Source organism: Streptomyces fuscigenes, assembly GCF_021556455.1.
Lineage (GTDB): Bacteria > Actinomycetota > Actinomycetes > Streptomycetales > Streptomycetaceae > Streptomyces > Streptomyces fuscigenes.
The window spans coordinates 1-12,478 of record NZ_JAKGCV010000143.1 but is presented as its reverse complement, the minus strand read 5'-3'; the positions used below and the strand labels follow the sequence as shown (position 1 = coordinate 12,478).

General features: G+C 74.7%; 12 protein-coding genes and 1 pseudogene. 4 read left to right on the top strand and 9 right to left on the bottom strand.

Translation table 11 applies throughout. The annotated features are described in order from the left end of the window. Together L1885_RS14150 and L1885_RS14145 are read right to left on the bottom strand one after the other, a co-directional pair. Positions 1-755, bottom strand: a 755-nt coding sequence (locus tag L1885_RS14150; RefSeq protein WP_235797449.1) for a DUF5931 domain-containing protein, incomplete at its 3' end; no start/stop codon positions are given. A gap of 251 nt (positions 756-1,006) precedes the next feature. Next, positions 1,007-1,759 (bottom strand): lysophospholipid acyltransferase family protein, encoded by a 753-nt coding sequence (locus L1885_RS14145; protein ID WP_235797448.1) that lies wholly within the window; start codon positions 1,757-1,759, stop codon positions 1,007-1,009. Between the two features lie 186 nt (positions 1,760-1,945). Between L1885_RS14145 and L1885_RS14140 the strand changes: the two genes are divergently transcribed. Further along, positions 1,946-2,722, top strand: a complete 777-nt coding sequence (locus L1885_RS14140) for an alpha/beta hydrolase (protein ID WP_235797447.1) — start codon at positions 1,946-1,948, stop codon at positions 2,720-2,722. After that, positions 2,715-3,320, top strand: a complete 606-nt coding sequence (locus tag L1885_RS14135) for a hypothetical protein (RefSeq protein ID WP_235797446.1) — start codon at positions 2,715-2,717, stop codon at positions 3,318-3,320. Before L1885_RS14140 ends, L1885_RS14135 begins: the two co-directional genes overlap by 8 nt. Positions 3,321-3,435: 115 nt before the next feature. Here L1885_RS14135 and L1885_RS14130 read toward each other — a convergent pair whose 3' ends face one another. The 6 genes from L1885_RS14130 to L1885_RS14105 form a co-directional block, all read right to left on the bottom strand. Continuing rightward, a complete protein-coding gene (locus L1885_RS14130; protein WP_235797445.1) occupies positions 3,436-4,188 on the bottom strand; it encodes an endonuclease/exonuclease/phosphatase family protein in 753 nt (250 codons plus the stop codon). A 92-nt stretch (positions 4,189-4,280) separates the two neighbouring features. Then, the gene (locus L1885_RS14125) at positions 4,281-5,222 is read right to left on the bottom strand and encodes an ROK family glucokinase (protein WP_235797444.1); all 942 of its coding nucleotides are present in this window, start codon (positions 5,220-5,222) and stop codon (positions 4,281-4,283) included. Positions 5,223-5,287: 65 nt separating this feature from the next. After that, entirely contained in the window at positions 5,288-5,848 is a 561-nt protein-coding gene (locus L1885_RS14120; RefSeq protein WP_235797443.1) for a DUF5304 domain-containing protein, read from the bottom strand. Between the two features lie 96 nt (positions 5,849-5,944). Beyond that, positions 5,945-7,207 carry an ArsA family ATPase gene (locus L1885_RS14115; protein ID WP_235797442.1) on the bottom strand — a complete coding sequence of 421 codons (1,263 nt, stop codon included), beginning with the start codon at positions 7,205-7,207 and terminating at the stop codon, positions 5,945-5,947. A 5-nt stretch (positions 7,208-7,212) separates the two neighbouring features. Next, a complete protein-coding gene (locus tag L1885_RS14110; protein WP_235797441.1) occupies positions 7,213-7,665 on the bottom strand; it encodes an SRPBCC family protein in 453 nt (150 codons plus the stop codon). A gap of 79 nt (positions 7,666-7,744) precedes the next feature. Continuing rightward, a complete protein-coding gene (locus tag L1885_RS14105) occupies positions 7,745-8,515 on the bottom strand; it encodes a metallophosphoesterase family protein (RefSeq protein ID WP_235797440.1) in 771 nt (256 codons plus the stop codon). Between the two features lie 248 nt (positions 8,516-8,763). On the opposite strand from L1885_RS14105, the gene L1885_RS14100 reads away from it, so the two are divergent. After that, a complete protein-coding gene (locus L1885_RS14100) occupies positions 8,764-10,560 on the top strand; it encodes an AMP-dependent synthetase/ligase (RefSeq protein WP_235797439.1) in 1,797 nt (598 codons plus the stop codon). Positions 10,561-10,688: 128 nt separating this feature from the next. On the opposite strand, the gene L1885_RS14095 is transcribed toward L1885_RS14100, so the two are convergent. Then, a complete protein-coding gene (locus tag L1885_RS14095) occupies positions 10,689-11,840 on the bottom strand; it encodes a glycosyltransferase family 4 protein (protein WP_235797438.1) in 1,152 nt (383 codons plus the stop codon). 139 nt (positions 11,841-11,979) lie between these two features. Here L1885_RS14095 and L1885_RS14090 point away from each other — a divergent pair. After that, positions 11,980-12,478 (top strand): annotated as a pseudogene (locus L1885_RS14090) (hypothetical protein); the annotation flags it as partial.

The following is a 12,478-nucleotide window of genomic DNA, read 5'->3' as shown; positions in this document are numbered from 1 at the left end:
GCCGACCCGCTCGCCGGTCCGGCCGCCGCGGGCCCGGGGGGCGGCGCGGGGTGCGGCAGGAGGCCGCTGGTGACGAGCGTGCGCAGGGCGATCTCCTGCTCGCCCGCCAGCCGGCCCAGTTCCGCGGCGTCGCCCCCGAGCGCGGTACCGCGCCGCTGCACCATCGCGAGGACCTGGAGCACGCCGTCGTGGATGTCCCTGGCGAGGCGCTCGCGCTCGCGTGTCGCCGCCTCGATCTCCAGCGCGCGGGCGAGCGTGCGCTCCGAGGCGCGCGCCACCTCCACGACGTAGCCGATGCCGATGGAGGCGACCCACACCAGCACCACGTTGTGCACGGTGTCCTTGCTGGGGTGCGCGCGCTCCACGATGTCGGCGGCGGCGACGAGGGTGGAGGCCGCGCAGGCCGGCTTCCAGCCGCCCTTGAGGGCGTACGCGAGGACGGCGCCCGCGGTCCATATCGACGGCAGCGTCGTCACGTCGGCGCCGCGCGCCTGCTCGTCGGCCAGCGGGGTCAGCAGGATGCCGGCCAGCGCGAGGGCCAGGTCGCAGGCGAGGAACGGGCGGGTGCAGCGGGCCGCGCCGCGCACCCGGGGCAGCGTCACCACCGTCCACACCACGAGGACGGCGAGGTACACCGCACCCAGCCACAGCCGCTCGTACCGCTCGCGCTCGTAGCAGAACAGGACGACCGCGTAGACCATGGTCAGCAGCCGGTACGCGGCGACCGCGCGCCACAGCGGCACCTCGACCGACATGCGCACGACCCGTTCCCGCCGCACTCCCGCCATCTCCCCCGCCCCCCGTCACCGCGTCGCGCCGTCAGGGCCTCTCGTTTGGATCTTGCCGGGCTTGCGTGCCCCCGGCACCGCACCTCGCGGCGTTGTCGTCGGTCCCCGACGCTCCGCGTCGGCTCCCTCCTCCGCCGTGCGATGCACGGCACCGAACCCCTCCCCCAACCTCCGGCCGGGGGCACCCCCATGATCCGACCTGATCCAAGCGAAAGACCCTAGCGGGGCGGCCGCGGCCTCCTGGTGCTGCCCCGCCGGTCCCCGGCCTTGTCGGCCGACGCCTTCTCCGCCTCGGCGAGCCGGCGCTTCGCCGCCGTCGCGTAGATGTCCACGTACTCCTGCCCCGACAGCCTCATGATCTCGTACATCACCTGGTCGGTCACCGACCTGTGGATGAACCGGTCGTTCTCCATGCCCAGGTACCGGGTGAAATCCAGGGGGCGGCCGATGCGGATGCCGGGGCGCATCAGCTTCGGGACGACCTTGCCGGGCGGCTGGATCTTCTCCGTGTCGATCATCGCCACGGGGATGACGGGCGCCCCGCTCAGCAGGGCGACCCGGGCGAGCCCGCCGGGCTTGCCGCGGTAGAGCCGCCCGTCGGGCGAACGCGTGCCCTCGGGGTAGATGCCGAACAACTCCCCGCGCTCCAGCACCTTCAGAGCGCTGTTGATCGCCGCCTCGCCGGCACCGCGGGCGCCCGAGCGGTCCACCGGGAGCTGCCCCACTCCCTTGAAGAAGGCGGCGGTCAGCATGCCCTTGACGCCCGGCGAGGTGAAGTACTCGGCCTTCGCGATGAAGGTGATCTTCCGGTCGAGCACCGCGGGCAGGAAGAACGAGTCCGAGAAGGACAAGTGGTTGCTCGCGAGGATCGCGGGGCCCTGGAGCGGGATGTTCTCGATCCCCTCCACCCAGGGCCGGAAGGCGAGCTTCAGCGAGCCGCCGAGAGAGACCTTCATCGCGCCGTAGATCAACTCGGTGCCTCCTGTGTGCCGTGCGTCGACCATAACCCGGTGGCCGTCGCGACCGCGCCGGCTTCCCCCGGCGCGGTCGCGACGGGCCTGGTCGGTCCCGGTCGGGTCGCGTACCGTGGGACGACCCCCGCGCGTACGTGATGTCCCCTCACGATCCCCCTCCCGTCCCAGGTAAAGGAGACCTCGGTGCCGGTCCTTCCAGGAGCCGAGCCGTTCCGCCACGAGGGCGGCGATGCCGGTGTCCTTCTCTGTCATGGCTTCACTGGTTCCCCGCGGTCGCTGCGTCCATGGGGGGAGTATCTGGCCGACCGCGGGTTGACGGTCTCGCTGCCGCTGCTGCCGGGCCACGGCACCCGCTGGCAGGACATGCAGGCGACCGGCTGGCAGGACTGGTACGCGTGCGTGGACCTGGCGCTGCGCGAACTGCGGGAGCGCTGCGGACGGGTCTTCGTCTTCGGGCTGTCGATGGGCGGCGCGCTCGCCCTGCGGCTCGCGGCGAAGCACGGCGCCGGGGTCGCCGGGCTCGTGCTGGTCAACCCGGCGGTGCGGGTGCACGGCGCGGCCGCCCACGCCCTGCCGGTGCTGCGCCACCTGCTGCCCTCCACCAAGGGCCTGGCCAACGACATCGCGAAGGACGGCGGGGACGAGATCGGCTACGACCGGGTGCCGCTGCGCGCGGCGGACTCGATGCGCCGGCTGTTCGCGCTCGTCGACGGGGAGCTGCCCCGGGTGACGCAGCCGTTGCTGCTGCTGCGCAGCAGGGAGGACCATGTCGTACCGGCGTGGGACGCGGCGCGCGTGCTGGGCCGGGTGTCTTCGGGGGACGTCCGCGAGGTCGTGCTGGAACAGAGCTACCACGTGGCGACGTTGGACCATGACGCGGAGCGGATCTTCGAGGAGAGCGCGGCGTTCGTCGCGCGGCTCGCTCCGGGTCTCGGACTGAAGGGGAGCACGGGTGGCTGATCACGAGGCGGAGCCCGAACCGCAGCCGCTCGACGAGGACGCGGCCTGGGCCGCGATCGTCGCGGGCTACGGCGAGGAGCCGACGGACCCGCCGGGCGCGAAGCCGTTCAAGTCGGTGGACGACCTGGCGTCGCTCGACAGCAAGAGCGGGGCCGCCCCGCAGGGCGGGCCGGACGAGGAGGAGCCGGGGACCGCGGCGGGCACCGGCGCGGAAGGACCCGGCGCGGGCGCCGGTCCCGGCGAGGTGCCGCCGCGGGCGCTCGGCGGCTCGGTGGTCTTCGCCCCCGGGGTGGGGATCCCCGTGCCGACGGGCCCCCGCGACTTCCGGCCGGCCGACGACCCGGACGAGGGGCACTTCGTGCCTCCGGAGCCGCCGCCGCTGCCCGAGGCGGACGCGACGGCCAAGTTCGCCTGGCTCGGCGCCCTCGGCGGGCCGGTGCTCGCGCTGGTCGCGGTGCTGCTCCAGTGGGACATGACGTGGTGGCTGACGACGGTGTGCGCCGGTGGCTTCCTCGGCGGCATCGCGACGCTGGTGGCGCGGATGAAGCACGACGACGAGGACGACGACGGGGACCCGGGCCGCGGCGCCGTGGTCTGACCCCGCCCGGGCGGGTCCGGCGGACGGGCTGTCGCACGCGGCCCGTCCGAGGCCCCGGCGGCGGCCCGGGACGGGGCCGGGCGGCCGGGAGCTCGTGCGGCGGGCCGCCGCGTCCCTACGGGGCCGGGACGCGCACGGTCGCGAGCACCGGCAGGTGGTCGCTCGCCCGGCGCAGGTCGGACTCCCTGACGCCCGGCAGGCCGGTGGGCACGCCGCAGGTGAGGACCTCTATGCCGGGGGTCACGAAGACGGCGTCGATGCGCTGCCTTGGCGTGCGCGCGTCGTGGGTGTGCTCGCCGCCCCACGGCGCCACCGACCAGCCGTCCTGGAGCTGGTCGGCGAGCAGCCGGAACGCCCGCCCCGAGGGCCGCTCGTTGATGTCGCCGGCCGCGATCGAGTGCGGGGCGTCCATCGACTTCAGCCGGTCGAGCAGCATGCCCGCCTGGTCGAGGCGCTCGCGGTCGCGCAGGCTCAGGTGGCAGCTCACCACGCCGAGGCGGGCCCGCCCGAACTGTACGACCGCCGTGGCGAAGCCGCGCCGGTGCAGGCCCGGTGTGAGCGGCAGCAGCACGTCCTCGGTCGAGACGACGGTCGCGCGCAGCGAGCACAGCAGCAGCGGTCCCGCGGCGGGGGCGCCCCCGGAGAGGACGACCAGGTCCGTCGCACTCGCGAGCCGGGAGGCGTACTTGCGCCAGCGGAAGAACCGCGGCGCCTCCTGGACGCAGACGAGGTCGGGCGCGCAGGCGCGGATCACGCGCGCCAGCGCCGCACGGTCGTCGCGCATCGACCGGATGTTGTAACTGAGGACCCGGATCACGGCCGAACCGTCCGGCTCGGTACGGGAGTCGGGCAGCGGGGGCATTGCCATGCGCACACCCTACGGGAGCCCGGGAACGCGCCTGCCCGCCGTACCCCCCTGGTGGGCGGGGGTGCGGCGGGCAGGCGCCCGAACCGGGACGATCAGCCCTGGCGGGCCAGGTCCGCGGCGCCGACGAGGCCCGCGGCGCCGCCGAGCTGCGCGGCGAGGACCTGGGCGTGCGGACGCCACTCGCCGCCCACGAGCCAGCGCCGGAACGACTTGCGGACCGGGTCGAGGACCAGTTCGCCCTCGTCCGACAGGCCCCCGCCGATGATGAACGCCGACGGGTCGAACAGCGAGGCCAGGTCGGCGAGGCCGGCGCCGGCCCACCGGGCCAGTTCGCGGAACGAGTCGACCGCGACCGGGTCGCCCTGCCGGGCGGCCTCGCTGACGTGCTTGCCCTGGACGCCCTCGGGGGTGCCGTCGCCGAGCGAGAGCAGCACTTCCGCGTTCTCGGGCTGGGCGTTGGCGCGCTGGCGGGCGTAGCGCACGAGCGCGCTGCCCGACGCGTACTGCTCCCAGCAGCCCTGGCTGCCGCAGCCGCACAGCAGCCCGTCCGGCACCACCCGGATGTGGCCGAACTCGGCCGCGACGCCGAACCGCCCGCGCCGCAGCTTGTTTCCGATGATCACACCGCCACCGAGGCCGGTGCCGAGGGTGATGCAGATGACGTCCTCGTGCCCCTGGCCCGCGCCGAACTTGTACTCGCCCCAGGCCGCGGCGTTCGCGTCGTTCTCGACGACCACCGGCAGGCCGACCCGCTGCTCGACCTTGTCCTTGAGCGGTTCGTGGCGCCAGTTGATGTTGGGCGCGAACAGGACCGTCGCGCGCTTGTCGTCCACGTAGCCGGCGGCCCCGATGCCGACGGCCTCGATCTGGTGCCCCTTACCGGCCCCGGACACGGCTGAGCAGATCGCGTCGACGATGCCCTCCGCCGTGTCAGGGGTGGGCACCTTGTGCACATCGCGAATGGTGCCCTCTTCGTCGACCACGCCGGCCGCGATCTTCGTGCCGCCGATGTCGACTCCGATGGTGAGTCCCATGTGTCCCTCAGTTTTCGGTCGTGCCCCGCTGGGCCCAACGGTACCCGAGGGCGGGCTCGCGCCCCTCAGTCCAGGTCGATGTGGCCGTCGGGACCGGGGGGTTCGTCCCTGGGGTCGGACGGATCGAGCGACTGCCGGGAGTCCTTCGGGTCGAGCGTCGCGCCGTCCTGCTCCTTGGAAGGATCCGACTTGGTGAGGTCCGACGACCCGGCGGCCTTCGGGCCCTCCCCCTTGCGCGTCGCGCCCTCGTCGGCGGCGGCGCCGCGCGTCCAGCGGCCCTCCTGGTCCTCGACCGCGGAGCGGTAGGCGGCGAGCAGTTCGTTGCCCGCGGCGGCCAGGTGGTCGAAGAGGCCGGGGTTGCGGTCGATGACGGGCTCGACCGCGGCCCGCGCCTGGTTCAGGAACTGCTGGACCGCGCCCTGCCCGGCGGCGCCGAACAGCGGGCCGGTGACGGAGGTGAGCCGGTCGGCCACCGTGTCGGCGAACCGGCGCAGCTCGTCGGCCGCCGAGGCCGGCGGCGGGCCGTACTCCGCCCGGCGCCGCGCCTTCTCGGCCGCCAGGTCCTCCTCGCACGCCGCCGCCCAGGCATCCGGGTCCGCGTCGGGCCGCTCGCTCGCGTCGCTCATGGGTACTCCCGCGTCCGGCAAGGTCTCCCGCCGCCGGGCGGCGGGAGAAGTACACCTTCGACGGTACCCGAACGCGGGTGCGCGGTTCAGGCTCCGTCAGGAGCCTTCCTTCGGCCACAGCGCGGGGTCGGGCGCGAAGCGCACCCGCAGAACGCCGTCCGTGAGCGCCGCGCCCGAGACGGTGCACCGGCGCAGCGCCGAGGTCAGCGGGACGATCCGGCGGAACGGGCCGACGGTGAGCAGCAGTTCGCCCTCCCTGCGCACGAGGGACAGCTCGCTCTTGACCGCGCCGGGCAGGGGCAGGCACCACACGAGGAGGCCCTCGGAGGCGCGCAGGTCCTCGACCCACCAGGGCTCGGGGGCGGGCGTCCCGGGCTCGCCGCCGGCCGCGTCCCCGTGCCCGGCGGGCCGCCCGCCCCCGTACGGGGTCGCGGCCCGATCGCCGGGGGCCGGGACGTCGAGTGCGGCGAGGTCGCCGGGGCCCTGGGGGTCGTGGCCCAGGTGCGGCAGCTCGTGGAGCTCGGGTCCCGGGGCGGGGTCGCCGTGCCAGGCGTCGAGGGTCTTGCGCTGGCGGGCGCCCGCCGCCTCCAGCCAGGGGTGCCCGGCCGCGGGCGGCAGCACCTTGCTCGCCACGACCGCGTCCGCGCGCAGCCCGTGCAGGGCCAGCCCGATGCGGGCGGTGCGCAGCGCCTCCTCGGCGGCCGGGCCGGGTTCGAGGACGAGCCGCACGGCGGTGGCCGCGTCCTCGATCAGCAGCTGCGCGGCGGCGAGTTCGGTGTCCTTGCGGGTGGCCGCCTCGTAGAGCCGGCGGGAGGGCAGGGGCACCCCGGCGAGCTGCGCCATGACCGGGCGCAGCGCCCGGGCGGCCTGCCGCTCGGGGGGCAGCAGGCGGCGCAGGTAGCGGCGCAGCTCCCCGGGCAGGGTGAGGGCGGCGAGCGCCTCACCCAGGGGCGGCAGGTCCACGACGAGGGCGTCCCAGTCGCCGGCCGCGGCCACGCGCAGCGCGTGCAGCAGCGCGAAGCGGTCGCTGCCGGGCAGGGTGGTGAGCTCCTCGCGGCGCAGCCGGGGCGCGCCGAGGAGGTCGAGCGCGGGGGCGATCCGCTCCTGGAGGTCGAGCAGCTCCGTCCGGAAGTGGTCGTCGGTGTCGATCCGGGCGGCCCACAGGCCGTCCGCGACGGCGGCCGGCTCGTCCGGCCGGGGGCCGGGGCCCGCGCCGAGCAGCGCCGCGGCGGCAGCGCCGTCCGCGGTGAGCAGCAGGGTGCGGTCGCCGCGCCGGGTGGCCGCGAGGGCGGTGGCCGCGGCGACGGTCGTACGGCCCGCGCCGCCGAGACCGGTGACGAGGACCGTACGGGGGGCCACGGCGCTCAGGCCCCCGCGCCGTCGGTCGACTCGACGCGCTTCTTCAGCCCGGCGAGGGCGCGGTCGATGATGACCTTCTCGGCCTTGCGCTTGATCATGCCCAGCAGCGGGATCTTGACGTCCACGGCGAGCTGGTAGGTGACCTCGGTGCGGCCGCCGCCGTCCACGGGGGCGAGCCGGTAGGAGCCGTCCAGGGACCGCAGCATCTGCGACTTGACGAGGGTCCAGCTCACCTCGCCGTCGCGCCAGGTGTAGGCGAGGGTGTGGTCGTCCTTGATGGCGCCCGCGTCGAGGACGAGGCGGACCTGCTCGGCCTGGCCCGCGGCGTCGCGGGAGAGCACCTCGGCCTCCTTGACCTCTCCCGTCCACTCCGGGTAGCGGGCGAAGTCGGCGATGACCGCCATGACGGCGGCGGGTGCCGCCTCGATCGTGATGCTGGAAATCGTGTGTTCCGCCATCGCGGTGCTCCTCGCAGACTGGGTACGCCGCGAGCAGGCTATCGCGGGCGCGCCACGGCTCCCCCCGCGGTCCGCCGGCTCACCACTCGAGTACCCAGGGGCGGCCGGTCGAGGCGAAGTGGCCGACGTTCACGCACTCCGTCGAGCCGATGCGCATCCGGGAGGCGAGCGGCTGGTGGACGTGCCCGAACAGGGACCAGCGGGGCCTGGTGCGGTGGATCGCGTCGAGGAGGGCGGTGCTGCCGCGTTCGAAGCGGCGGGCGACGACGTCGTAGGTCAGCTCGGGGACGTCCGGCGGGATGTGCGAGCACAGGACGTCGACCTCGCCGAGCGCCTCCACCTTCGCCGCGTACTCCTCGTCGGGGATCTCGTACGGGGTGCCCATCGGGGTGCGCAGGCCGCCGCCGACGAAGCCGAAGACGAGGCCGCCGATCTCCGCGCGGCCGCCGTCGAGGACCGTCGTGCCGGGGCCGGCGAACTCCTCCCACAGCGTCGGCATGTCGACATTGCCGTAGGTGGCGTAGGTCGGGGTGGGCATCGCGGCGAACAGGGCGGCGTACTGGCGGCGCACGGCGGCCTCGATCGCGACGGACGGCGTCGTCGGCAGGCCCTCCCACAGCGCGGCGCCGAACGCGCGGGCCTCGTCGAAGCGGCGGGCCGTGCGCAGTTCGACGATGCGGTCGGCGTTCTCCGTGCCGAACAGGTCGGGGAAGATGCCGCGCGAGTGGTCGGCGTAGTCGATGAACAGGACGAGGTCCCCGAGGCACACGAGGGCATCCGCGCCGTCACCCGCCTCGGCGAGTCCCGCCGCGTTGCCGTGGACGTCGCTCACCACATGAACCCTGGTCACAGGTCACCTCACCGCGTCCGTCCGGCTCCCCGGCGCCACCCCGGGCGGATGGCGATCACCCTGGAGCCGCACCTTGCACTACTGTGCACCGAGAGTCGCAGTAAAGCGTGTGACACGGAAAACATCTGGCCAGGGCGCCGGTCACCCCGTCCGTACTGGTAGGTAACATCTCCGGGGCGGCCCGTGCACCACCGCAGCCGAGGCGCGGGGACGGACGTCGCGCCGGCGCCCGACGAGGAGCAGCAGTCTTGCGCGAGTTCAGTCTTCCGGCCCTGTACGAGGTCCCGTCGGACGGCACTCTGACGGACCTCGTCCGCCGCAATGCCGCGCAGCATCCCGACACGGCCCTGTTCGGCCGCAAGGCCGACGGCGTCTGGACGGACGTCAGCGCCCGCCAGTTCCAGGCCGACGTCCGCTCCGCGGCCAAGGGCCTGATCGCGGCGGGCATCCGGCCGGGCGACCGGGTCGCCGTGATGTCCCGCACGCGCTACGAGTGGGTGCGCCTCGACTTCGCCATCTGGAGCGTGGGCGCGGTCACCGTGCCGGTGTACGACACCAGTTCGGCCGAGCAGCTGCGCTGGATCATGGGCGACTCCGGCGCCGTGGCGGCGTTCGTCGAGACGAAGGACCACGCGACCGCCCTGGAGTCCGTGCGCCTGCGGCTGACCGGGCTGCGCGAGGTGTGGTGCCTGGACGCGGGCGGCCTCGACACGCTGCTCGCCGCCGGCGCCGAGGTGGACGACGCCGAGGCCGACGAGCGCTCCGCGGGCGGCAAGGCCGACGACCCCGCGACGATCGTCTACACCTCCGGCACCACGGGCCGGCCCAAGGGCTGCGTCCTGACGCACCGCAGCTTCTTCGCGGAGTGCGGCAACATCGTGGAACGCCTCAAGCCGCTCTTTCGCACCGGGGACTCGTCGCTGCTGCTGTTCCTGCCCACCGCGCACGTCTTCGGCCGGATCGTCCAGCTCGCCTGTGTCATGGCGCCGGTCAAGCTCGGCTGCCTGGAGGACACGAAGGACCTCACACGGGAACTGGCCGCCTTCCGCCCGACGCTGATCCTGGGCGTGCCGCGCGTCTTCGAGAAGGTCTACAACGCGGCCCGCATGAAGGCGTACGAGGACGGCAAGGGCGCGATCTTCGACCGGGCGGCGCACACCGCCGTCGCCTACAGCCACGCCCTGGACACGCCGGGCGGCCCGTCCCTCGGACTGCGGCTGCGCCACCGCCTCTTCGACCGGCTCGTCTACTCCAGGTTGCGGGCGGTGCTCGGCGGGCGGGGCGAGTACGCGATCTCCGGCGGGGCGCCGCTCGGCGAGCGGCTCGGCCACTTCTTCCGGGGCATCGGCTTCACCGTGCTGGAGGGCTACGGCCTGACGGAGTCGTGCGGGGCCACCACGTTCAACCCCTGGGACCGGCAGAAGATCGGCACGGTCGGCCAGCCCCTGCCCGGCTCGGTCGTGCGGATCGACGACGACGGCGAGGTGCTGCTGCACGGCGAGCACCTGTTCACCGAGTACTGGAACAACCCGGAGGCGAGCGCCGAGGCGCTGGCGGACGGCTGGTTCCGCACGGGCGACGTGGGCTCGCTCGACGGCGACGGCTATCTGACGATCACCGGCCGCAAGAAGGAGATCCTGGTCACGGCGGGCGGCAAGAACGTCGCGCCCGCCGTCCTGGAGGACCGCATCCGGGCGCACGCGCTGGTCGCCGAGTGCATGGTGGTGGGCGACGGCCGGCCGTTCGTGGGCGCGCTGATCACGCTGGACGAGGAGTTCCTGGCGCGCTGGGCGCGGGAGCACGGCCGCCCGTCGGACACCTCCGTGGCGACGCTGCGGCTGGACCCCGGGCTGCTCGCGGAGATCCAGCGTGCGGTGGACGAGGGCAACACGCAGGTGTCGAAGGCCGAGTCCGTGCGCAAGTTCCGGATCCTCACGCACCAGTTCACGGAGGAGGACGGCCACCTGACGCCGTCCCTGAAGCTGAAGCGGAACGTGGTCGTGAAGGACTTCGCGGACGAGATCGAGGCGCTGTACACGACGTGAGCGGGGCGCGCTCCGCGCCCGCCGGCCGAGCACCGGGCGCGCCCCGTGCCGGGTGACCGGCACCGTCCGGCCTGCGGGGCTCCGGTCCCGCCCCCGCGCGTGCCGTCACCGGCGGGCCGCGGCCCGGCTCAGCCGTTCTCCGCGTCGAGCAGTTCCCGCAGCCGCTCCGCGAGCAGGTCCCAGCGCCAGCGCTCCTCCACCCAGCCGCGCCCGCGCTCGCCCATCCGCCGCCGCAGGTCCGGGTCGGCCAGCAGCCGGATGATCCGGGCCGCGGTCTGGGCGGTGTCGTGGACCACCCAGCCGGTCTCGCCCTCCAGCACCGCGTCCGGCGCGCCGCCGGAGTCGCCCGCGACCACCGGCAGGCCCGTCGCGGACGCCTCCAGGTAGACGATGCCGAGGCCCTCGACGTCGAGGCCGCCCCTGCGGGTGCGGCAGGGCATCGCGAAGACGTCGCCCGCCCCGTGGTGGGCCGGCAGCTCCGCCCAGGGCACCGCGCCGGTGAAGCGCACCGACGCCGCGACCGACAGACGGGCGGCCCGCTCGCGCAGCGCCTTCTCGTACGGTCCGCCGCCGACGATCAGCAGCACCGCGTCCGGCACGGCCGACAGGATCGTCGGCATGGCGTCGATCAGCGTGTCCTGGCCCTTGCGGGGCACGAGCCGCGACACGCACACGACCACAGGCCGTTCGCTGAGCCCGAGCCGCTCGCGCACGGCGGCGCCGCCCGAGTCCGGGTGGAAGGCCTTCTCGTCGACGCCCGGCGTCAGCTGGGCCATCCGGCCGGCCGCGGCGGGCGTCAGCGCCCCCGCGATCCGCGAGCGGGTGTACTCGCCGAGGTAGGTCACGACGTCCGTGCCCTCGCCGATGCGGCGCAGCAGCTGCCGCGCGCCGGGCAGCTGGGCCCAGGCCGCCTCGTGGCCGTGGGTGGTGGCGACGATCCGGCGCGCGCCCGCGGACCGCAGCGCGGGCGCCATCAGGCCGAGCGGGGCGGCCGCTCCGAACCACACGGCCTCGCAGCCGTGCTCGCGCAGCAGCCCCGCGGCCCGCCGCGTCACGCACGGCGTCGGCAGCAGCATCGTGGTGCGGTCGCGCACGACCGTGAAGGGCTGGTCCGCGTCGAAGGCCGCCGTGGCCTCGCGCCCCTGTGCGGAGCGCGTCCACGTGGAGGCGTAGACGACGAGGCGGTCGGGGTCGAGCCGCAGGGCCAGGTTGTGCAGGAACGCCTGGATGCCGCCGGGCCGCGGCGGGAAGTCATTCGTCACGATCAGGGTCTTGCGCATCGCCCGGAACAGTACCGTCCCGCTCCCCCGGCTGCCGCGCCGCTGCCGTGTCCGTTGGCCCGCGGTGCGCCGCGCCCGGCATCATGTCCCCGCGCACGCGTACTCACACGTGCGTACGGACGGCACGACGGGACGGTCGATGACGGGCGCGTACGGCCACACGGCACGGACGGCGGGCGGCGCCGTCGCCCTGTGGATCCTCACCAGGGCGGCCCTGCTGCTGCTGGTGTTCAAGGTGGCGTGGTTCCCCCATCTGCCGGGGCCCGACGTGACGAGCGACGTGTCCGGGATCTACCACGGCTGGTACGAGGTGCTGCGCACGGGCACGTATCCGAGCTCGGACGTGACCTGGCAGTACCCGCCGGCCGCCGCCTTCGCGATCCTCTCCCCCGCCCTGCTGCCGTTCCTCGGCTACGCGTCCGCGTTCTACGTGCTGGCGTGCGTCTGCGACGCGGCCGGCTTCGCGCTGCTGCTGCGGGCCGGCCTGCGCGCGGGCCGGTCCCTGCGGGGCGCCTGGGTGTGGGTGGTGGGCGTCGCGCTGCTCGGCCCGACGGCGTACGCGCGCTACGACGTGATGGTCACGGCGGTCGCGGTGGCCGCGCTGCTGGCCGGGCTCGGCGGCCCCCGGGCCGCCGGGC

Coding starts and splice junctions, on each gene's coding strand:
- L1885_RS14130 (WP_235797445.1), bottom strand. CDS start 4,188: ATGGCAATGCCCCCGCTGCCCGACTCCCGTACCGAGCCGGACGGTTCG.
- L1885_RS14125 (WP_235797444.1), bottom strand. CDS start 5,222: ATGGGACTCACCATCGGAGTCGACATCGGCGGCACGAAGATCGCGGCC.
- L1885_RS14120 (WP_235797443.1), bottom strand. CDS start 5,848: ATGAGCGACGCGAGCGAGCGGCCCGACGCGGACCCGGATGCCTGGGCG.
- L1885_RS14110 (WP_235797441.1), bottom strand. CDS start 7,665: ATGGCGGAACACACGATTTCCAGCATCACGATCGAGGCGGCACCCGCC.
- L1885_RS14095 (WP_235797438.1), bottom strand. CDS start 11,840: ATGCGCAAGACCCTGATCGTGACGAATGACTTCCCGCCGCGGCCCGGC.